Origin of the sequence: Meridianimarinicoccus zhengii, assembly GCF_003254465.1 — a bacterium.
GTDB lineage: Bacteria > Pseudomonadota > Alphaproteobacteria > Rhodobacterales > Rhodobacteraceae > Meridianimarinicoccus > Meridianimarinicoccus zhengii.
On the sequence record NZ_QDFI01000013.1, the window covers coordinates 24,625 to 44,686 of the forward strand.

Sequence of the window (20,062 nt, forward strand, 5' to 3'; positions counted from 1 at the left end):
TGAGTCCCGATTGATACACGCCCCAACCCCTAGCGCCGCAGGGGTGAAGGCAGGATTAAGGCGTGCCCCTTGCGCGGCCCCGCCCTGCTTGGCACAACCGCGCCAACCCGCGAAAGGTTGCCCATGCACCGGCACTATTTCTTCGGCTACGGCTCGCTCGTGAACACGCGCACCCATGCCTATCCCGACGCACGCCGCGCGCGGCTGGCAGGCTGGCGGCGGGTGTGGCGCGGCACGCCGCTGGCCCCGCAGGCTTTCCTGTCGGTCGAACCCGCCGGGGCCGAAATCCACGGGCTGGTCGCCGCGGTGCCGGATGCGGACTGGGCCGCGCTCGACGCCCGCGAACACGGGTATGACCGGCAGGGCGTGGTCAGCGGGATCACCCATGACCTGCCCGACCACGCGGCGGTGCAGGTCTATGCCGTGCCCGACCGCAACCACCTGCCCGCTGACCGCAGCCCGATCCTGCTGAGCTATCTCGACGTGGTGGTGCAGGGGTTCCTGCACCAGTTCGGGCAGGACGGCGCGGCGCATTTCTTCGAAACAACCGCCGGATGGGACCGGCCCGTGATCGATGATCGCACGTCGCCGCTATACCCGCGCCACCAGACCCTGACGGCGGCGGAGCGTGCCATGGTGGATCGCCACCTCGCCGCGCTGCCCGTGACGATCGCGCCCCCAGGTTAGTCCGGCAGGCGCGGCTTGACTTGCAGCAATGGCAGGAAATCGGCCATCTCGGGGCCGCGTTCGCGCCCGGTCACGGCCTTGCGCAGCGGCATGAACAGTGCGCGCCCCTTGCGGCCCGTCGCGTCCTTCACGGCCGCCGTCCATGTCGCCCAAGTTTCGCCATCATAGGGCGGGTCGGGCAGCAGCGCGAAGGCTTCCGCCACGAAATCGGCGTCCTCGGGCGCGACAAGCGGGTCCGGACCATGGGCGACGACCTGCCACCACGGGGCGATGTCGTGCCGGGTGGTGATGTTCTCGCGCACAACGGTCCAGAAGGCCGGCTGCAGATCAGCCGGTACGCCCGCGGCGTCGAGATCCGCGGCGACTGCCGCCACGTCGCGGGACGCAAGATCGCGGGCGGTCAAGGGGAACAGGTCGTTCTCGTCGAACTTGGTCGGCGCCGAACCGAAACGCGCCAGATCGAACCCCTCGACAAGATCGTCCACCGAGCCGCGCATCTCCACCGGGTCCGCGGAACCGAGCCGCGCCATGAGGGACAGGAGCGCCATCGGCTCTACCCCACCCGCGCGCAGGTCGCGCAGGGACAGGGTGCCGAGCCGCTTCGACAGCGCCTCCCCCTGCGGGCCGGTCAGCAGAGAATGATGGGCAAAGGCGGGCACGGCGCCCCCCAGCGCTTCGATCATCTGGATCTGCGTCGCTGTGTTGGTCACATGGTCAGAGCCGCGCACCACATGCGTGACACCCATGTCGGTATCGTCCACGACCGACGCGAGCGTGTACAGCACCTGCCCGTCACCGCGGATCAACACCGGGTCCGACACGCTGGCGGCATCGATGGACAGATCCCCGAGGATGCCATCGGTCCATTCGATCCGGCTTTGGTCCAGCTTGAACCGCCAGTGCCCGGGCCCGCGTTCCGCGCGCAGCCGGTCGCGGTCGGCCTCCGACAGGTCCAGAGCCGCGCGGTCATAGACGGGCGGGCGACCCATGTTCAGCTGTTTCTTACGCTTCAGGTCCAGTTCGGTCGGCGTTTCGAAACACTCGTAAAACCGCCCCATCCCGCGCAAGTGATCCGCCGCCTCGGCATAGCGGTCGAGCCGCTCGGACTGCCGTTCCACGCGGTCCCAGTGCAGGCCCAGCCAGTCGAGATCTTCCTTGATCGCATCGACATACGCCTCCTTCGACCGCTCCGGGTCGGTGTCGTCAATGCGCAGGATGAATGTCCCGCCCGCCTTGCGCGCGATAAGGTAATTGAACAGCGCCGTGCGCAAGTTGCCGACATGGATATACCCGGTGGGCGACGGGGCGAAACGGGTGATGGTCATGGGCGTCTCCTTGGCGATGCGTCTTTCACAGGCGCGCGTTCTTGTCCATATGGGGGCATGGCTGACGACTGGTCCGACACGATGCCCCCGGATCTCGACACGATCGAGACGCTCGCCCGCGCGGCGCTGGCGAGCCTGCCCGCGCCTTTCGACGCGGCGGCGCGGGGGGTCGCACTGCGGGTCGAGGATCTCGCAACCGACGACATGCTGGACGATCTCGGGATCGACGATCCCTTCGCGCTCACCGGGCTATATGACGGCATCCCGCTGACCGAGAAGTCCGTGATGGACCAGCCCGGCCAGCCGGACGTGATCTGGCTCTTTCGCCGGGCGATTCTGGACGAATGGATCGGACGCGGGGATATCGCGCTGGGGGATCTGGTGACCCATGTGCTGGTGCACGAGCTGGCGCACCACCTTGGCTGGTCGGACGACGACATCGCCGCGATCGACCGCTGGTGGGAATGACGCCGGGTTGTGCATTCCGGCACAGATCGGGTGCATGATCGATCCGATGGCCACGCGATCGTGCCTCGCCCCGCGCGGACAACGCCTTACCATCATGGCGCGACCAACACAGGAGGATCATGACATGACCACGATCACACGCCGGCAGGCACTGGCCGCCACCGCCGCGATGCCCGCTTCCGCCTGGGCCGGGCGCGGCTTTGCCGCCGCCGAAATGAAAGGCCCCGCCATGCCCCGCTTCAACCGCTTCACCCTAGGCGGGTTCGAGGTCACGACCCTGCTGGCGGGCACGGCCCCGCGCGAGGAACCGCAATCGATCTTCGGCATGAACGTGAGCGAAGAGGAATTCGCGGCTGTGTCCGCGGACAATTTCCTTCCGACTGACGTGGCGCAATTCTTCTTCACGCCCACCGTCGTCAACACGGGGTCGGAACTGATCCTGTTCGACACCGGCCTGAACGCCGCCGCCACGTCCGAGGTGATGGGCGCCGCGGGCTACACGCCCGACCAGGTGGACACGGTCGTGCTGACCCACATGCACGGCGACCATATCGGGGGCCTGCGCGCCGACAGCGGTGAAACCTTCGCCAATGCACGCTACGTTACCGGTGCCGCGGAACACAACCACTGGTCCGGCGCGGGCAACGAAGGGTTCGACACCAATGTGGCCCCGCTGAACGACCGCATGACATTCCTCGAAGATGGCGGATCGGTGGCATCGGGCGTGACCGCCATGGCCGCCTTCGGGCACACGCCGGGGCACATGACCTACATGCTGGAAAGCGACGGCCAGCAGCTTCTGGTCGCGGCGGACTTCGCCAACCACTATGTCTGGTCGCTGGGCTATCCCGACTGGGAGGTGCTGTTCGACATGGACAAGGCCGCCGCTGCCGCCACGCGCCGCCGCATCCTCGGAATGCTGGCCGCGGACAAGGTGCCGTTCATCGGCTACCACATGCCCTTCCCCGGCATGGGTTTCGTGGAAACCCGCGGCGACGGGTTCCGCTACGTACCTGCTAGCTACCAGATGATGCTGGGCTGAACGGCCCGGAACGGGGACGGGATCAGATGATCTCGTCCTCGTCGAACAGGGTGCTTTCGTCCATCTGGTTCGCCAGCGCCTCGACCGTCTGTTCGGCAACATCAGCGGACCCGATGGCGGCAAGATGAAAAAGCGCATCGCCCTCGTTCACGATGGGCATGATGGCGCGCCCCACGATCACGCCCTTTTCCGGCGCGGTGATCTCGGTTTCCACCTCACCGAACGGGTCAGACACCATCGCCAGCAGGTCGCCCGCCTGCACCACGTCCCCTTCGGACCGGAACATGCGCAACAGGCCGCCCTGCGGCGCGCGAAGCCATAGGCTCGCCTTGCACAGCATCGGCTGCTTGCGCGCCTTAGGGACCGACCGCGGCGGGATCATGCCCCGATCCGCAAGAATGCGCAGGATGCCCGTGACCCCCGTACGGACGCCGTACTCGTCGAAGCGCAGGCCCTCCCCCGCCTCGTAAAGCAGGATGCCGATGTCGCGGTCTTGGGCGGCCATGCGCAGACTGCCGTCGCGCAGTTTCGATCGCAGCACCACGGGCGCGCCGAACAGCATCGCCAGCCGCATCAGCTCCGGCTGGTCCGGGGCCACGCGTACCTGCGGCAGGTTGGTGCGGTTCACCGCCGCCGAATGCAGGTCGATCCCCAGATCGCAGCGTTCCACGACCTCGGACAGGAGCAGATGCGCCAGCCTCGCGGCAAGTGAGCCGCCGGGCGAGCCGGGAAAACAGCGGTTGAGATCGCGCCGGTCGGGCAGGTAACGCGAATGGTTCATGAAACCGTAAGCGTTGACGATGGGCACCGCGATCAGCGTCCCCGACAGGCCGTCAAGCCGTGGAAGCGCCAGCAGACGGCGCACGATCTCCACCCCGATCACCTCGTCGCCATGGATGCCCGCGGTGATGCAGACCACCGGGCCGGGCTTGCGGCCATGGATGACATGGGCGGACATCGTGACCGGCGTGTGGTCGCTCAGCACGCTGACGGGCATGTTGATGGTGCGCCGCTTGCCGGGCGCGACCAACTGCCCGCCGATGGCAAAGGCGGTGCGCGTCATGGGCGGGCCGCGGAGAACAGGATCATGCAAACGGTTCCGAAGGACGGATAACCCGAGAGGTTGCACCGCGCCGCGCGCGGCGCAAGTGCAGGGCCGCGCCAGTTCAACCTGTGCGCCGTTCCTCGAAGCTGAGTGCGATGAAACTGGGCAGATGGTCACCCATGCCGACCACGTTGTCGTCGCGCCGGTTGCCGCCCCGTCCGCCGCCGGACCGTCCGCGTGACTTGCCCGCCGATTTCGGCGCGGTGTCTGCCTTCGGCGCGGTGTCTGCCTTCGGTGCAGGGTCGGCGGGCTTGTCGTGCTTCTGTTCAGGTGCAGGGGCGGCCTTCGCCTCGACCGGTTCCGACTCGGGTGCGGGCTTGTCCTTGCGCTTGACGACACGGCGCCGTGCGGGTTTCGGGGCATCTTCAGCCGCTTCCGGGGCGGCAGGGGCCTCGGCGGCGACATTGCCCAGCGGGTTGTCGAGCCGCGGGATATCCTTGGCGATCAGCTTCTCGATGGCTGCAAGGTTCTTTTCGTCCGACGGCACCGCGATCATCAGCGCCTTGCCGTCGCGGCCCGCCCGGCCCGTGCGCCCGATCCGGTGCACGTAATCCTCGGCATGGCTGGGCACGTCGAAATTGAACACATGGCTCACCGCCGGCACATCCAGCCCCCGCGCCGCGACATCAGACGCCACGAGGAAGCGCAGCTTGCCATCGCGGAAGCCCTGCAACGTCGCGGTGCGCTGGGACTGGTCGAGGTCGCCATGGATCGGCGCCGCGTCATAGCCCGACTTCGCCAGCGACTTGGCGACGATGTCGACGTCCGACTTGCGGTTGCAGAAGACGATGGCGTTGGAACAGGCGGCCCCCTCTGCGTCGATCAGCGCGCGCAGCAGGTCGCGCTTTTCCTTGGCCTGTCGGTCCTTGCGGCTGGGTTTCAACTCCACCACATTCTGCGCGATCGTTTCCGACGCGGTGGCCTGCCGTGCGACCTCGACCCGCGCGGGGTTCGACAGGAAGGTGTTGGTGATCCGCTCGATCTCCGGCGCCATGGTAGCCGAGAAGAACAGCGTCTGCCGCGTGAACGGCGTCAGGCTGAAGATCCGTTCGATATCGGGGATGAACCCCATGTCGAGCATCCGGTCGGCCTCGTCGACCACCATGATCTCGATGCCCGTCAGCAGCAGCTTGCCGCGTTCGAAATGATCGAGCAGGCGGCCGGGTGTGGCGATCAGCACGTCCACGCCCTTGTCGATCAGCAGGTCCTGTTCCTTGAAGCTCACCCCGCCGATCAGCAGCGCCTTGGACAGCTTCACATGCTTGGAATAGGTGTCGAAATTCTCGGCTACCTGTGCTGCCAGTTCGCGGGTCGGTGCCAGCACGAGACTGCGGGGCATCCGGGCGCGCGCGCGGCCGCGCGCCAGCTTGGTGATCATGGGTAGCGTGAAGGACGCGGTCTTGCCCGTGCCTGTCTGTGCGATCCCGAGCACGTCGCGCCCTTCGAGCGCAGGGGGAATGGCACCGGCCTGGATCGGGGTCGGGATGGTATACCCCGCCTCGTCTATGGCTTTCATGACCTTCGGGCCAAGGTTGAGATCTGCGAATGTCGTCATGTCGTCCCGTTCCGCGGCACGGGGCCGCGCTTGATGGTGATGGGACGCGAATTGACCGGGCGTCCCGGCGTCAGCACTGGGCCCGAATGGCCAAGTTGTGCCGCGTCATAGCGGGTTTGGCCCCGCCGGTCAATCGACGTGGGGCAGTCGGGCCAGTGCCGCCTCCAGCCCGTCGAAATGGGTATCCCATCGCGGTGGCACGAACCCGGCCAGCCGCGCCAGTGCCGCGGCGCGTTCGGGGCTTTCGGGCACGGCCCAGGCGACGACCGCATCGGCCCACGCGCCCGGGTCAGCCGGATCGAGGAGCGTGGCACAGCCCTGCGCCGCCTCGTGAAACGCCGGAATGTCAGAGGCTATGGCAGGAAGGCCCATCACCGCGGCCTCGACCAGCGGCATCCCCCAGCCTTCGGTAAAGCTGGGAAACAGCAGCCCGCGCGCATGCGCGAGTTCATCCATCAGCCGCCCGTCGTCGACGCGGTCGAGCATCACGACATCGGGCGTCATTGATGCCGCGCGTTCGAAATCGCCGTCGTTCGCCGCAGTGACCCAGCCACGCTTGCCGATCACCCGCAATTGTGGAACCGCGCCGCCGCGCGCCCGCAGGATATCCCACGCATCGAGCAGCACGCGTAGGTTCTTGCGGGGCTCCACGGTGCCGACCGTGACGAAGGTCGGGCGCGTGTCCCGGTCTTCCACCTGCGGCAGCGGTGCGAAAAAATGCGGCTCCACCCCGATATGCAGGACCACGCCCGGCGGCGGATCGATCCCTTCGCGCGCGGCGAAGGCGGCAAAGCGGTCGCGCGAATAGTCCGAGTTGAAGATCGCCAGATCCCCCTGCCCCGCCGCGATCCGCATCCGCACCGCATGCTTCGCGTCATGACCGGGGCGCACGTACTCTGGAAAGTCGATCGGGATCAGATCATGTACGAAGAACACCCGCGCCGCCCCCAGATCGTCGCGCAGCGCGGCGAAGAGCGCGGGTTTCGTCATGCCCTTGTGCGACGCGTTGACATAGACCACGGGTCCTTCGACCCGCACCAGCCGCCGCCGCAGGCTGGCCGGAAACCGGGCGCCGGTCAGCGCCTGCACGATCTTCGGACCCAGCCCCATCGCCTTGCCGCGCAGATAGATGCGGCGGGTCGCCCGCGCCTCCGCGCGCGTCATGGGCGCGCGGTCGAGCCAGCGCTTGCACAGTAGCCCGTGGATTGCGCGCACGTCGCCATCGGCATAGACCGCGAGCGCATCGCGCTTCTGCGCCACACCGATTACCCTGGTATCGGGATCGTTCAGGAAATGGTCGAGATAGCGCAGATCCACCCGGTCGATGCCTGTGGGCGTGGCGGACTTCGCCCGCGCCATGAGCCGCCCGCAGTCATACAGGACGACCCGGCTCACACCATCATTTCCTTCGTGGCACTGAGCGTCAGCTCCGGATGGTCCCGGACGATCCGGTCAATGTCCCATTGCAACCGCGTCAGATAGACAATGTCGCCGTCATTGTCGTGCGCGATATGGCCCTTGTTGCCCTGCACGAAGGCCTCCACCTTCGCCTTCGGCCCAGTCACCCAGCGGGCGGAGGTGAATTGCGACCCCTCGAAGCGCACCGGCAGGCCGTATTCCAGCTCGATCCGGCTTGCCAGAACCTCGAACTGCAGCCCGCCCACGACGCCCACGATGAAGCCCGACCCGATCATCGGCTTGAACACCTTGGCCGCGCCTTCCTCGGCGAACTGCATCAGCGCCTTGTCGAGATGCTTGGCCTTCATAGGGTCCATCGCGCGCACCGATTGCAGCAGTTCCGGCGCGAAGCTGGGGATGCCGGTGACGCGCAACGCCTCCCCTTCCGTCAGCGTATCGCCGATGCGCAGCTGGCCGTGGTTCGGGATGCCGATGATGTCGCCCGCCCAGGCTTCTTCGGCCAGTTCCCGGTCGGCGGCAAGGAACATCACCGGGGACGCCACGGTCATCACCTTCTTGCTGCGCACATGGGTCAGCTTCATGCCGCGGGTGAAATGCCCCGATGCCAGCCGGACGAAGGCCACGCGGTCGCGGTGCTTCGGGTCCATGTTCGCCTGTACCTTGAACACGAAGCCCGACACGTTCGGTTCATCTGGCGCGATCTGGCGCGGTGTGGCGCGTTGAGGCTGGGGTTCCGGGCCTAGCCTTGCGATGCCCTGCATCAGTTCCTGCACGCCGAAGGAGTTGATGGCCGAACCGAACCAGATCGGCGTCATGGTGCCGTCGCGCACCGCCTGCACGTCGAGCGCGGGCAGAAGGCCGCGGGCCATCTCCACCTCCTCGCGCAGCTTGTCGAGCAGATGTGCGGGGACGTGATCGGCCAGCTTCGGATCGTCCAGCCCGCTGATCTGGATGCTTTGCGCGACCTTGTTGCGGTCGGCGCGCTCCATCAGGTCAAGACGGTCGTTGATGAGATCATAGGAGCCGAGAAAATCGCGCCCCATCCCAATCGGCCAGCTTGCCGGCGTCACGTCGATGGCGAGGTTTTCCTGGATCTCGTCGATGATCTCGAAGGTGTCGCGCGCTTCTCGGTCCATCTTGTTGCAGAAGGTCAGGATCGGCAGGTCGCGCAGGCGGCAGACCTCGAACAGTTTGCGGGTCTGGCTTTCCACGCCCTTGGCGCCATCGATTACCATGACCGCCGCGTCCACCGCCGTGAGCGTGCGATAGGTGTCCTCGGAAAAGTCCGAGTGGCCGGGCGTGTCCACGAGATTGAACCGGTGCCCATCGAAATCGAAGGACATGGCCGAGGCCGATACGGAAATGCCCCGGTCCTGTTCCATCTTCATGAAATCCGACCGGGTGCGCCGCGCTTCCCCCTTGGCGCGGACCTGACCGGCCATCTGGATCGCGCCGCCATAGAGCAGGAACTTTTCCGTCAGCGTGGTCTTGCCCGCGTCGGGGTGCGAGATGATGGCAAAGGTCCGGCGCCGGGCGATTTCCGGCGGCAGGGTGGGGGCGTTGGCGTTTCGGCTGAGGCTTGGCTCTGACATGGGCGGCGTATAGCGCCGCGGCGGGGCCTGCGCAATCGCGGCCCCGCTGATCAATTCTGTCAGTTCGACAGGCGCGAGATGACCACGGTGATCTCCGGCTTGCGCCCGATTTCCGTGTTGGCGGTGTTGCGCGCGATGCGGCGGATTTCCTCGGTCAGCTTGTCGTCGTCCACCAAAAGGTCGTCGTCGGCGCGGCCCAGCATCCGGTCGATATCGGCTTCCAGCACGTCGGTCAGCGGCGCACCTGAGCGGCCCTTTTCCGGCAGGCCCATCGCTTCGCACCACGGTTCGCCCAGCGGTTCGTCATCCTCGTCGATCAGCACGTTCACCATGACATGCCCGTTCAGCGCCATGCGGATGCGTTCGCGCACCACGCCGTCGAGCGCCCCGACCTGCACCGAGCCATCCAGATAAACCCGGCCCGTTTCCACGTATTCCACCACGCGCGGCGCGTTGCCGGTCAGTTCCAGCATGGTCCCGTTGGGCGCCAGCACACCCGCCCGCCCGCGCGCCTGCGCCAGCTTGGTGTGTTCGCGCAGGTGGCGATGTTCGCCATGCATGGGCACCACGATCTGCGGGTTCATCAGGTCATGGACGAATTCGAGGTCGGGCCGGTTCGCGTGGCCTGAGACATGATACCGCCCCGCGCTGTCGTCGACCACGTCCACGCCCTTCTCCGAGAAGGCGTTGATGATCTTAAGCACGCCCCGTTCGTTGCCGGGGATCGTCTTGGAGGAAAAGAGGAACAGGTCCCCCTCTTTCATCTCCAGCCCCAAATACTTGCCGCGGGCCAGCTGGGCGGAGGCCGCCCGCCGTTCGCCCTGGCTGCCGGTGACGATCAGCATCAGGTTCTCGCGCGGGACTTGGCCCGCCTGTTCGACAGGGATCGTGGGGGGAAAGGAATCGATCACGCCGGTATCTTCCGCTGCGCGCACCATCCTGTGCATCGCGCGCCCCAGCAGCACCACCGAGCGGCCCGCCGCAATCCCCGCATCGGCCAGCGTCTTCAGCCGTGCCACATTCGAGGCGAAGGTCGTCGCGACCACCATGCCCGGTGCGTTCTGCACCAGTTCCGCGATGTCCGGGGCGAGCGTCGCTTCGGACCGGCCCGGATGCGCGCTGAACACGTTCGTGCTGTCGCAGGCAAGCGCCAGAACGCCGAGCCTTGCGACCTCGGCCCACGCCGCCTCGTCAAAGGGCGCGCCCAGGATCGGGGTCTTGTCGAGCTTGAAATCGCCTGTGTGCACCACGCGCCCCGCCGGGGTGTCGATCACGACAGCCGAGGTTTCCGGGATCGAATGGGACGTTGGCAGGTAGCCGACCCGGAAGGGACCCGCATCTACCATGTGCGGCAGCGCGTCGATTTCCCGGACCTCGGCCTTGGGCTGGCCCTGTTCTTCCATCTTGCGGCGCGCGATATTGGCCGTGAAGGCCCGGCAATAGACCGGCGCGCGCAGTTGCGACCAAAGGTGCCCGATGGCCCCCACGTGATCTTCGTGGGCATGGGTGATGAAGATGCCGTCCAGCCGGTCGGCGCGTTCGATCAGCCATGCCATGTCCGGAAAGATCAGGTCCACACCGGGCGACGTGTCCATGTCCGGAAACGCCACGCCCAGATCCACCAGGATCAGCCGTTCCTTCCCCGCGGGCCCGTAGCCGTAGACATAGGCGTTCATGCCGATCTCTCCGGCTCCGCCGAGCGGGAGGTAGATCAGTCGGTCGGTGCTCATGGGGCGGCGTCCTTGTTATGTTCGTGGATGACGGTCAGGCCGTGCATCGTCAGGCGTTCGTCGAAGGCGTCAAATAACACGTCGCCCTGTTGAAACAATGGGGCCAGCCCGCCGGTCGCGATCACGCGCATCGGGCGGCCATGTTCCGCGCGGATACGCGCTGTGATCTCGCGGATCAAGCCGACATAGCCCCAGAACACCCCCGACTGCATGCAATCGACCGTGTTCTTGCCGATGACACGCGTGGGCGTCGCGATGTCGATATGGGGCAGCGCCGCCGCGGCCTGGTGCAGCGCCTCGAGGCTCAGGTTCACGCCGGGCGCGATCACGCCGCCGATATAGGCCCCGTCATGGTCCACCACGTCGAAGGTCGTGGCCGTGCCGAAATCCACCACTATCAGATCGCCGCCGAACAGGTCATGCGCGCCCACCGTGTTCACCAGCCGGTCGGGGCCGACATTGGTGCCCGGATCGACCCGCACATCAACCGGCAGTCGGCATTCCGGCCGCCCCACGACCAGCGGACGGCATTCGAAATAGCGGTTGCAGAGCACGCGCAGGTTGAACACCACCCGCGGCACGGTGGAGGAAATGATCGCGCCGGTGATGTTCACGTCCAGCTTCGCGGCCTGCATCAGCGCGTTGAGCCAGACGAAATACTGGTCCGCCGTGCGCCCGTGATATGTGGATGTCCGCCAGGTCGCCACGAAATCGGCGCCGTCCCAGATCGAGAATACGGTATTGGTGTTGCCGCAATCGATGGCCAGCAGCATGGGCGGTGCCTTTCGTCAGAAAAAAATGTCGGCGGCCTGCACCGTCTGTCGCCCGCGCGCCGTGATCAGCACAAGCGCGCCGGTGTCGTCGATATCGGTGAAGGTCCCGGTGATCGTGTCGCTGCCTGTCCGCGCGGTAATCGTGTCGCCCAGCCGCGCGGCGCGATCGAGGAACGCGCGCCGCAGCGGGCCGAAGCCGTGGGTGACCAGCCGCGTTTCCCACTGCGCGAAGGCCGGGGCGAGAAGTGCCAGGAAAGTCTCAGGGTCCAATTGCGCGCCGGTGGCGGACAGGACCGATGTCGGTGCGAGCGCGCCGGGTTCCAGCGCGGTCGTGTCGGGCGCATGGGCAAGGTTCACGCCTATCCCGATGGCGAGCGGCGCGATGACACCCCCCTGCCCGGCTGTCTCCAGCAGAATGCCCGCGACCTTGGCGCCGTTCATCAGCACGTCGTTGGGCCATTTCAGGGCGATGCTTTCGGGCCGCCCGGTCGCCTGCGTCAGCGCATCGGCCAGCGCCAGCGCCGCCACGAAGGACCGTTGCGCGGCGGCGGCCGCGTCGCCTTCGACGCGCATCACCAGCGTCGCGGCGAAATTGCCCGGCGGGTCGGTCCAGGCCCGGCCGCGCCGCCCCCGTCCCGCGGTCTGGCGCAGCGCCAGAAGCCATGTCGGGCCGGCGAGCGTGGGCGCCAGCCGCGCGGCTTCGGCGTTGGTGCTGTCGATCTCTGGGAACACCCGCCGGTCATAGCCGGCAGGCCAATTCGGCAGGCTACTGGACAAGCGACGCCGCCGCCACCGCCGCGAAACCCTCGACCCCGAAGAGGTTGATGATCCCGACGACCATCACCGCGGCGGACGCCACCACGAGACTGGTCAGAAGCGGCGTTTCGACCGTGTCCAGCGGGTCGGTCTCGGTCCCGAAATACATGTAGTAGACAATCCGCAGGTAGTAGAACGCACCGATCACCGACGCGATCACCCCGGCCACGGCCAGCCACGCCATGTCGGCCTGAAGCGCCGCGTTCAGCACGTAGTACTTGCCGAAGAACCCGACCAGCGGAGGCACGCCCGCAAGGCTGAACATCAGCACCAGCATCGCGAGCGCCTTGAGCGGATCGCGCGCCGACAGGTTGTTCAGCGACGCGATGTCGGTGACGGGCTGGCCGTTGCGGCTCATGGTCATGATGAAGGCGAAGGTGCCCACGTTCATGGTGACGTAGATCGCCATGTAGACCAGCATCGCCTGCACCCCAAAGGCCGTGCCCGCCGCCAGCCCCATCAGCGCGTAACCCATATGGGCGATGGACGAATACGCCATCAGACGCTTGATGTTGGTCTGCCCGATCGCGGCGATCCCGCCAAGGAACATGGAGGCCACGCTGAGCAGCGCCACCACCTGCCCCCAGTCCGCCGTCGCGGCACCGAACGCGTCATGGGCGACGCGGGCGAACAGCGCCATCGCCGCCATCTTGGGCGCGGTGCCGAAGAACGCGGTCACGGGTGTGGGCGAGCCTTCGTAGACATCCGGGGTCCACATGTGGAACGGCGCCGCGGACACCTTGAACGCCAGCCCCGAGATCAGGAAAACCAGACCGAACAGCAGCCCGAGCGACAGATCGCCCGACTGCGTCGCTTGCAGGATGCCCGCGAATTCCGTCGTGCCCGCGAACCCATAGGTCAGCGAGGCGCCATAAAGCAGCAAGCCCGAACTGAGCGCGCCGAGCACGTAGTATTTCAGGCCCGCTTCGGTCGATTTCACGCTGTCGCGCCGCAGGGCCGCCACGACATAAAGCGCCAGCGACTGCAGCTCCAGCCCCATGTAGAGCGCCATCAGGTCGCCAGCCGACACCATGACCATCATGCCGACCACGGCAAGCACGATCAGGATCGGGTATTCGAAGCGCAGAAGGTTGCGCCGGGCCATGTAGTTTTCGCTCATCAGCAGCACGGCACTGGCCGCGAGCAGGATCGTCACTTTCGCGAAACGCGCGAAGCCGTCGTCGATGAACATGCCGCCGAAACCGACCCGCGTGTCGTTGTGGTCGAGCCCGACCCAGAGGGCCGCAAGGAACAGCACGGCCACGGTCAGTCGCAGCACGAGCGATGCCACGGCGTCCTTGCCATTGTAGACCGCGATCAGCAGTGCCGCCATCGCATAGAGCGACAGGACGATCTCGGGCAGGATGACGGAAAGATCGGCAGCGATCATGGCATGCTCTCAGTGCTGTGCCGCGACCTGAACACCCGAAGCGGCGTCCAGAAGCGCGGTCTGATGGTCCGACAGAAGCGCCGCGACGGCGGGGCCGGTGATGTCGATGACGAGGCTGGGATACACCCCGAGCAGGATGGTCATGACCACGAGCGGCGCGAAGATCGCGCGCTCGCGCAGGGTCATGTCGGTGATGGATTTCAGACTTTCCTTGATGAGATCGCCGAACACCACTCGCCGATAGAGCCAGAGCGCATAGGCCGCCGACAGGATCACGCCCGTCGTCGCCACCGCCGCGACCCATGTGTTTGCCTGGAACATGCCCATCAGCGTCAGGAATTCGCCCACGAACCCGGACGTGCCCGGCAGCCCCACATTGGCCATGGTGAACAGCATGAAGATCAGCGCGTAGGCCGGCATGCGGTTCACCAGCCCGCCATAGGCGTCGATCTCCCGCGTGTGCATCCGGTCGTAGATCACGCCGACGCACAGGAACAGCGCGCCCGAGATGAAGCCGTGCGACACCATCTGGAAGATCGCGCCATCGAGCCCCTGCTGGTTGATCGAGAAGATGCCGGCGGTCACGTATCCCATGTGCGCCACGGACGAATAGGCGATCAGCTTCTTCATGTCCGACTGCACCAGCGCCACGAGGGACGTATAGACGATGGCGATGGCCGACAGCCACAGGATGAGCGGTGCCAGCAGTTCCGAGGCCACGGGGAACATCGGCAGCGAAAACCGCAGGAAGCCGTAGCCGCCCATCTTCAGCAGGATCGCCGCCAGAACGACCGACCCGGCGGTCGGCGCCTGCACGTGGGCGTCGGGTAGCCATGTATGGACCGGCCACATGGGCATCTTGACCGCGAAGGACGCGAAGAACGCGATCCACAGCAGTGTCTGCATGCCGCCCACGACATGCACGCCCAACAGGTTGAAACTCTCGGAGCCGAAGCTGTGCGTCAGCAGGGTCGGGATGTCCGTCGTGCCCGCGTCCCACGCCATGGCGATCATCGCCACCAGCATCAGCACGGAGCCGAGGAAGGTATACAGGAAGAACTTGAAGCTCGCGTAGATGCGGTTCGCCCCGCCCCAGATGCCGATGATGAGGAACATCGGGATCAGACCGGCCTCAAAGAACAGGTAGAACAGCACGAGATCCAGCGCGCAGAACACGCCCAGCATGAGCGTTTCCAGCACAAGGAACGCGATCATGTATTCCTTCACCCGCGTCTTGACTGTCCAGCACGCGGCAATGGTCAGCGGCATCAGGAACGTCGTGAGCAGCACGAACAGGACCGAGATCCCGTCCACGCCCATCTTGTAGCGCAGCCCGAGGATCCATTCGCGGTCCTCGACGAACTGGAAATCCGTGTTGGCGGGGTCGAACCCGGCATAGATGAACAGTGACAGCAGGAAGGTCAGCACCGTCGCGGCCAGCGCCACCCACTTGGCATTGCGCTGCGCATCTTCATCCTCGCCCCGCAGGAACAGCGCAAGGATCAGCGCCGCCACCGCGGGCAGGAAGGTGACGATCGACAGAAGGTTTGCCATTACTCCGCCCCTCCGGTGAGCGTCATCAGGGTCAGCAGCACCGCGATCCCGAGGACCATGGCGAAAGCATAGTGGAAGAGATACCCGGACTGCGCCCGCCCCGCGAGCCGCGTGAAGAACGGGATGATCCCCATGGCAAGCCCGTTGATCCCGCCGTCGATGGTCGCGCCGTCACCGTATTTCCACAGCAGACGACCCGCCGACTTTGCGGGCCGCACGAAGAGGAAATCGAAGATCTCGTCGAAATACCACTTGTTGAGCAGGAACTGGTAGAGCGGCCAGTTGGCTGCGGCGACCTTGCCCGGAAGCTCGGGGCGGCGGATATACATTACCCATGCGAGCCCGAGGCCCAGCACCATCGCAACGAAGGGCGACACCTTCACCCATTTCGGCGCGTGGTGCGCGTCGTCCATGACGTGGTTGTCGGGGGCCATGTAGATGCCGCCGAATTCGACCGGCCCGTGCGCGGGCGCGGAGTCGGCGCCCTCTGCGGCATGGTCACCGCCCTCTGACGCCTCCACGTGGTGGGGGATGCCGAAGAAGTCGTTGACGCTGTCATGGTCGCCAAAGAACGAGTTGTACCAGACCATCCCCGCCAGCACCGACCCGACCGCCAGCACACCCAGCGGGATCAGCATCACGCGCGGGCTTTCATGGGCATGATCGTGGGTGTGGTGGTCGCCCCGCGGCGCGCCGTAGAAGGTCAGGAAGATCAGCCGCCAGCTGTAGAAGCTGGTCATGGCCGCGGCGATCACCAGCATCCAGAACGCATAGTCCGCAGCCCCGTTCGTTCCCGCCCACGCGCTTTCGATTACCGCATCCTTGGACAGGAACCCGGCGAACCCGATATGGGTAAGCGGAATGCCGACGCCCGTGATGGCCAGCGTACCGATCATCATGGCGGCGAAGGTCAGGGGGATCTTTTTGCGCAGCCCGCCATAGTTCCGCATGTCCTGCTCGTGGTGCATCGCGTGGATGACCGACCCCGCGCCAAGAAACAGCATTGCCTTGAAAAAGGCATGCGTCAGAAGGTGGAACATCGCCACCGAGTAGACGCCCACACCGGCCGCGACGAACATGTAACCGAGCTGCGAGCAGGTCGAATAGGCGATGACGCGCTTGATGTCGTTCTGCACCAGCCCCACGGTCGCCGCGAAGAACGCGGTCGTCGCCCCGAGGAACGTCACGAAGGTCATCGCGTTGGGTGCGAATTCCATGATCGGCGACATGCGGCAAACAAGGAATACGCCCGCCGTGACCATCGTGGCTGCGTGGATCAGCGCCGACACCGGGGTCGGGCCTTCCATCGCGTCGGGCAACCATGTGTGCAGGAAGAGTTGCGCCGACTTGCCCATCGCCCCGATGAACAGCAGGAACGCCACGATTTCCGATGCCGTCCAGTCGCGCCACAGGAAGAACAGTTGCGTTTCCGCCAGTTCCGGCCCGGCCGCGAATACCACGTCGAAATTGATGCTGTCCGTCAGGAAGAACAGCGCGAAAATCCCCAGCGCGAAGCCGAAATCGCCGATCCGGTTGACCACGAAGGCCTTGATGGCAGCCGCGTTGGCCGACGGCTTGCGGTAGTAGAACCCGATCAGCAGGTAGGACGCGACGCCCACGCCTTCCCAGCCGAAGAACATCTGCACGAGGTTGTCCGACGTCACCAGCATCAGCATGGCGAAGGTGAAGAACGACAGATAGGCGAAGAAGCGCGGCTTGTAGACCTCGCCCTCGCGCCATTGCGGGTCGTGGTCCATGTAGCCGAAGCTGTAGAGATGCACGAGCGCGGACACGGTCGTGACCACGATCAACATGATCGCCGTCAGCCGGTCGAGCCGGATACCCCATGAAGTACTAAGCGAGCCGCTTTCGATCCAGCGCAACAGGTCGATGGTCCGCGTGGTGCCGTCGAAGCCGATGAACACCACCCAGGACAGCAGGCAGGCCAGGAACAGCAGGCCCGTGGTGACATACATCGCGGCCTGTTCGCCAATGAATTTCCAGCCGAAGCCACAGATCAGCGCGCCGACCAGCGGGGCGAAAAGGATGATCGTTTCCATGCGCCTCAGCCCTTCATGTTGTTCACGTCCTCGACCGCGATCGTTCCGCGGTTGCGGAAGAAGCAGACGAGGATGGCAAGGCCGATCGCGGCCTCGGCGGCGGCGACGGTCAGCACGAACAGGGTGAAGACCTGCCCGGTCAGATCGCCGAGATGGCTGGAGAACGCCACGAGGTTGATGTTGACCGCCAGCAGGATCAGTTCGATCGACATCAGGATGATGATGACGTTCTTGCGGTTCAGGAACAGCCCGAAGATGCCGATCACGAACAGCGTCGCCGCCACCGCGAGATAGTGTTCAAGTCCAATCATCCATGTCCCTCCGGGTCTTTGGCCCGTGTCGTCGTTATTCGATGCGCCGCGCGGTCAGAGACCCTGCCCGGGCTTCACGTCCTTGAGTTCCATCGCCTTGGCCGGGTCGCGGTACATCTGCGCCAGCACGTCCTGACGCTTGATGTCCGCGCGGTGGCGCAGGGTCAGTACGATGGCGCCGATCATGGCCACCAGCAGGATCAGGCCGGCCAGTTGAAACAAAAGGAAGTAGCGGTCGTAGATCAGCATCCCCAGCGCCGCGGTGTTGTGCAGTTCTTCCGGCGCGGGTGTGACGTTGGCGCGCAGGTCCATCGCGTCTGGTGCGACCTGCCAGACCCCGAAGGCCAGCGACAACTGCATCAGGATCACGATCCCGATCAGCAGCGCAATGGGGATGTATTTCGCCATTTCCGCCTTCAACTCGGCGAAATTCACGTCGAGCATCATCACCACGAACAGGAACAGCACCGCAACCGCGCCCACATAGACGATCACCAGAAGCATCGCGACGAATTCGGCCCCGAGCAGGACAAACAGACCGGCCGAGGACAGGAAGGCGAGGATCAGCCACAACACGGAATGCACGGGGTTGCGCGCGATCACGGTGAACAGCCCCCCGGCGATGACCCCGATGGCGAAGGCGTAGAAGGCGATGGCGGCGACGGTCATGGGTGTTCCTCCGGGCCGGATTCAGCGATAGGGCGCGTCGATTTCGAGATTGCGGGCGATCTCGGCTTCCCAGCGGTCGCCGTTCTCCAGAAGCTTGGCCTTGTTGTAGAACAGCTCCTCGCGGGTTTCGGCGGAGAATTCGAAATTCGGCCCCTCGACGATGGCATCCACCGGGCAGGCTTCCTGGCAGAAGCCGCAATAGATGCACTTGGTCATGTCGATGTCGTAGCGCGTTGTGCGACGCGACCCGTCCTCGCGCGGTTCGGCGTCGATGGTGATGGCCTGCGCCGGACAGATCGCCTCGCACAGCTTGCACGCGATGCAGCGCTCCTCGCCGTTGGGATAGCGGCGCAGGGCGTGCTCGCCCCGGAACCGGGGCGACAGCGGCCCTTTTTCATGGGGATAGTTCACCGTGGCCTTGGGCGCGAGGAAGTATTTCATCCCCAGACGCAGACCATGGATGAAATCCTGCATCAGGAAATACTTGCCCGCGCGGGTCCAGTCGATTGCCGTCATGTCAGCCTCCCACGGCCCAGCGGGCGTAAGCGCCGCCGAACAGTTCGAATTTCGCAAGGAATGCCACGATCACGACCCAGGCGAGCGACATGGGCAGGAAAACCTTCCAGCCGATCCGCATCAACTGGTCGTAGCGATAGCGCGGCACCACCGCCTTCACCATGGCGAAGAGGAAGAAGAACACCGCCATCTTGCCGACCATCCAGATCGGCCCGTCAGGGAGGCCGGGGATGGGCGACAGCCAGCCGCCGAAGAACAAGAGGCTCATCAACGCACACATCAGGAAGATGGCGATGTATTCGCCGGCCATGAACAGCAGGAACGGCGTGGACGAGTATTCTACCTGGTAGCCCGCCACGAGTTCGGATTCCGCCTCCGGCAGGTCGAAAGGCGGGCGGTTCGTTTCCGCCAGCGCCGACACGAAGAACAGCACCACCATGGGCAGATGCGGCAGCCAGTACCAGTTGAAGAACCCGAGGCTGCCGTCCTGTGCGCGCACGATGTCGCCGAAATTCATCGACCCCGTGGAGATGATGACACCCACGATGATCAGCCCGATGGACACTTCGTAAGAGATCATCTGCGCCGCGGATCGCAGGCTCCCGAGAAAGGGGTATTTGGAGTTCGACGCCCAACCGCCCATGATGACGCCGTACACCTCGAGCGAGGACACGGCGAAGACGAACAGGATGGCCACGTTGATATCGGCCAGCACCCACGTGTCGTTGAACGGGATCACGGCCCACGCGAGCACCGCCAAAACAAAGCTCGTGAGCGGGGCGAGCATGAACACGGTCCGGTCCGCGCCCGCGGGCACGACGATTTCCTTGACCACGTATTTCAGCGCGTCGGCGACGGTCTGAAGCAGACCCCATGGGCCCACCACGTTCGGGCCGCGGCGCATCTGCACGGCGGCCCAAATCTTGCGGTCGCCGTAGACGAGGAACAGCAGCGACACCATGACGAAGCCAAGCACCGCAAGACATTGGGCGACGATGATGACCCCGATCCCGAGAGTGGTGGCGAAGAAATCAGCCATGAACGGTGTCC

General features: G+C 65.4%; 18 protein-coding genes. 3 read left to right on the plus strand and 15 right to left on the minus strand.

Annotated features, from left to right (window positions below; translation table 11 throughout):
* Window positions 1-123: 123 nt before the first annotated feature.
* Window positions 124-687, plus strand: a complete 564-nt coding sequence (locus DDE13_RS06175; protein ID WP_111402533.1) for a gamma-glutamylcyclotransferase family protein — start codon at window positions 124-126, stop codon at window positions 685-687.
* On the opposite strand, the gene gltX is transcribed toward DDE13_RS06175, so the two are convergent.
* Window positions 684-2,012 carry a glutamate--tRNA ligase gene (gene gltX, locus DDE13_RS06180; RefSeq protein WP_111402535.1) on the minus strand — a complete coding sequence of 443 codons (1,329 nt, stop codon included), beginning with the start codon at window positions 2,010-2,012 and terminating at the stop codon, window positions 684-686. The genes DDE13_RS06175 and gltX overlap by 4 nt on opposite strands.
* 57 nt (window positions 2,013-2,069) lie before the next feature.
* Between gltX and DDE13_RS06185 the strand changes: the two genes are divergently transcribed.
* Together DDE13_RS06185 and DDE13_RS06190 are read left to right on the plus strand one after the other, a co-directional pair.
* Complete coding sequence (locus DDE13_RS06185; RefSeq protein ID WP_111402537.1) at window positions 2,070-2,480, plus strand: metallopeptidase family protein; 411 nt, start codon at window positions 2,070-2,072, stop codon at window positions 2,478-2,480.
* Between the two features lie 124 nt (window positions 2,481-2,604).
* Window positions 2,605-3,522, plus strand: a complete 918-nt coding sequence (locus tag DDE13_RS06190) for an MBL fold metallo-hydrolase (RefSeq protein WP_111402539.1) — start codon at window positions 2,605-2,607, stop codon at window positions 3,520-3,522.
* Between the two features lie 22 nt (window positions 3,523-3,544).
* On the opposite strand, the gene DDE13_RS06195 is transcribed toward DDE13_RS06190, so the two are convergent.
* The 14 genes from DDE13_RS06195 to nuoH form a co-directional block, all read right to left on the minus strand.
* On the minus strand, window positions 3,545-4,585 hold the full coding sequence (locus tag DDE13_RS06195; RefSeq protein ID WP_111402541.1) for a succinylglutamate desuccinylase/aspartoacylase family protein: 1,041 nt from the start codon (window positions 4,583-4,585) through the stop codon (window positions 3,545-3,547).
* A gap of 103 nt (window positions 4,586-4,688) precedes the next feature.
* The gene (locus DDE13_RS06200) at window positions 4,689-6,182 is read right to left on the minus strand and encodes a DEAD/DEAH box helicase (RefSeq protein WP_111402543.1); all 1,494 of its coding nucleotides are present in this window, start codon (window positions 6,180-6,182) and stop codon (window positions 4,689-4,691) included.
* A 129-nt stretch (window positions 6,183-6,311) separates the two neighbouring features.
* Window positions 6,312-7,577 carry a glycosyltransferase family 4 protein gene (locus DDE13_RS06205; protein ID WP_111402545.1) on the minus strand — a complete coding sequence of 422 codons (1,266 nt, stop codon included), beginning with the start codon at window positions 7,575-7,577 and terminating at the stop codon, window positions 6,312-6,314.
* Window positions 7,574-9,193: a peptide chain release factor 3 gene (locus tag DDE13_RS06210; RefSeq protein ID WP_111402624.1), complete on the minus strand. Its 1,620-nt coding sequence runs from the start codon at window positions 9,191-9,193 to the stop codon at window positions 7,574-7,576. The genes DDE13_RS06205 and DDE13_RS06210 overlap by 4 nt, the downstream gene beginning before the upstream one ends.
* Window positions 9,194-9,252: 59 nt before the next feature.
* On the minus strand, window positions 9,253-10,923 hold the full coding sequence (locus tag DDE13_RS06215; RefSeq protein WP_111402547.1) for a ribonuclease J: 1,671 nt from the start codon (window positions 10,921-10,923) through the stop codon (window positions 9,253-9,255).
* The gene (locus DDE13_RS06220; protein WP_111402549.1) at window positions 10,920-11,696 is read right to left on the minus strand and encodes a type III pantothenate kinase; all 777 of its coding nucleotides are present in this window, start codon (window positions 11,694-11,696) and stop codon (window positions 10,920-10,922) included. Before DDE13_RS06220 ends, DDE13_RS06215 begins: the two co-directional genes overlap by 4 nt.
* Window positions 11,697-11,711: 15 nt before the next feature.
* Window positions 11,712-12,461 carry a biotin--[acetyl-CoA-carboxylase] ligase gene (locus tag DDE13_RS06225; RefSeq protein ID WP_111402626.1) on the minus strand — a complete coding sequence of 250 codons (750 nt, stop codon included), beginning with the start codon at window positions 12,459-12,461 and terminating at the stop codon, window positions 11,712-11,714.
* 1 nt (window position 12,462) lies between these two features.
* Window positions 12,463-13,902: an NADH-quinone oxidoreductase subunit NuoN gene (nuoN, locus tag DDE13_RS06230; protein WP_111402551.1), complete on the minus strand. Its 1,440-nt coding sequence runs from the start codon at window positions 13,900-13,902 to the stop codon at window positions 12,463-12,465.
* Window positions 13,903-13,911: 9 nt separating this feature from the next.
* Window positions 13,912-15,456: an NADH-quinone oxidoreductase subunit M gene (locus DDE13_RS06235; RefSeq protein WP_111402553.1), complete on the minus strand. Its 1,545-nt coding sequence runs from the start codon at window positions 15,454-15,456 to the stop codon at window positions 13,912-13,914.
* Window positions 15,456-17,516 (minus strand): NADH-quinone oxidoreductase subunit L, encoded by a 2,061-nt coding sequence (gene nuoL, locus DDE13_RS06240; RefSeq protein ID WP_111402555.1) that lies wholly within the window; start codon window positions 17,514-17,516, stop codon window positions 15,456-15,458. The genes DDE13_RS06235 and nuoL overlap by 1 nt, the downstream gene beginning before the upstream one ends.
* A gap of 5 nt (window positions 17,517-17,521) precedes the next feature.
* Complete coding sequence (nuoK, locus tag DDE13_RS06245; RefSeq protein WP_111402557.1) at window positions 17,522-17,827, minus strand: NADH-quinone oxidoreductase subunit NuoK; 306 nt, start codon at window positions 17,825-17,827, stop codon at window positions 17,522-17,524.
* Between the two features lie 54 nt (window positions 17,828-17,881).
* A complete protein-coding gene (locus tag DDE13_RS06250) occupies window positions 17,882-18,496 on the minus strand; it encodes an NADH-quinone oxidoreductase subunit J (protein ID WP_111402559.1) in 615 nt (204 codons plus the stop codon).
* A 21-nt stretch (window positions 18,497-18,517) separates the two neighbouring features.
* Window positions 18,518-19,012 (minus strand): NADH-quinone oxidoreductase subunit NuoI, encoded by a 495-nt coding sequence (gene nuoI / locus DDE13_RS06255; RefSeq protein WP_111402561.1) that lies wholly within the window; start codon window positions 19,010-19,012, stop codon window positions 18,518-18,520.
* Between the two features lies 1 nt (window position 19,013).
* Window positions 19,014-20,051 (minus strand): NADH-quinone oxidoreductase subunit NuoH, encoded by a 1,038-nt coding sequence (gene nuoH / locus DDE13_RS06260; protein ID WP_111402563.1) that lies wholly within the window; start codon window positions 20,049-20,051, stop codon window positions 19,014-19,016.
* Window positions 20,052-20,062 lie beyond the last annotated feature (11 nt).

Coding starts and splice junctions, on each gene's coding strand:
- DDE13_RS06175 (WP_111402533.1), top strand. CDS start 124: ATGCACCGGCACTATTTCTTCGGCTACGGCTCGCTCGTGAACACGCGC.
- nuoI (WP_111402561.1), bottom strand. CDS start 19,012: ATGACGGCAATCGACTGGACCCGCGCGGGCAAGTATTTCCTGATGCAG.
- DDE13_RS06250 (WP_111402559.1), bottom strand. CDS start 18,496: ATGACCGTCGCCGCCATCGCCTTCTACGCCTTCGCCATCGGGGTCATC.
- DDE13_RS06195 (WP_111402541.1), bottom strand. CDS start 4,585: ATGACGCGCACCGCCTTTGCCATCGGCGGGCAGTTGGTCGCGCCCGGC.
- DDE13_RS06200 (WP_111402543.1), bottom strand. CDS start 6,182: ATGACGACATTCGCAGATCTCAACCTTGGCCCGAAGGTCATGAAAGCC.
- DDE13_RS06235 (WP_111402553.1), bottom strand. CDS start 15,456: ATGGCAAACCTTCTGTCGATCGTCACCTTCCTGCCCGCGGTGGCGGCG.
- gltX (WP_111402535.1), bottom strand. CDS start 2,012: ATGACCATCACCCGTTTCGCCCCGTCGCCCACCGGGTATATCCATGTC.
- DDE13_RS06220 (WP_111402549.1), bottom strand. CDS start 11,696: ATGCTGCTGGCCATCGATTGCGGCAACACCAATACCGTATTCTCGATC.
- DDE13_RS06215 (WP_111402547.1), bottom strand. CDS start 10,923: ATGAGCACCGACCGACTGATCTACCTCCCGCTCGGCGGAGCCGGAGAG.
- nuoK (WP_111402557.1), bottom strand. CDS start 17,827: ATGATTGGACTTGAACACTATCTCGCGGTGGCGGCGACGCTGTTCGTG.
- DDE13_RS06185 (WP_111402537.1), top strand. CDS start 2,070: ATGGCTGACGACTGGTCCGACACGATGCCCCCGGATCTCGACACGATC.
- nuoN (WP_111402551.1), bottom strand. CDS start 13,902: ATGATCGCTGCCGATCTTTCCGTCATCCTGCCCGAGATCGTCCTGTCG.
- nuoL (WP_111402555.1), bottom strand. CDS start 17,516: ATGGAAACGATCATCCTTTTCGCCCCGCTGGTCGGCGCGCTGATCTGT.
- DDE13_RS06210 (WP_111402624.1), bottom strand. CDS start 9,193: ATGTCAGAGCCAAGCCTCAGCCGAAACGCCAACGCCCCCACCCTGCCG.
- nuoH (WP_111402563.1), bottom strand. CDS start 20,051: ATGGCTGATTTCTTCGCCACCACTCTCGGGATCGGGGTCATCATCGTC.
- DDE13_RS06190 (WP_111402539.1), top strand. CDS start 2,605: ATGACCACGATCACACGCCGGCAGGCACTGGCCGCCACCGCCGCGATG.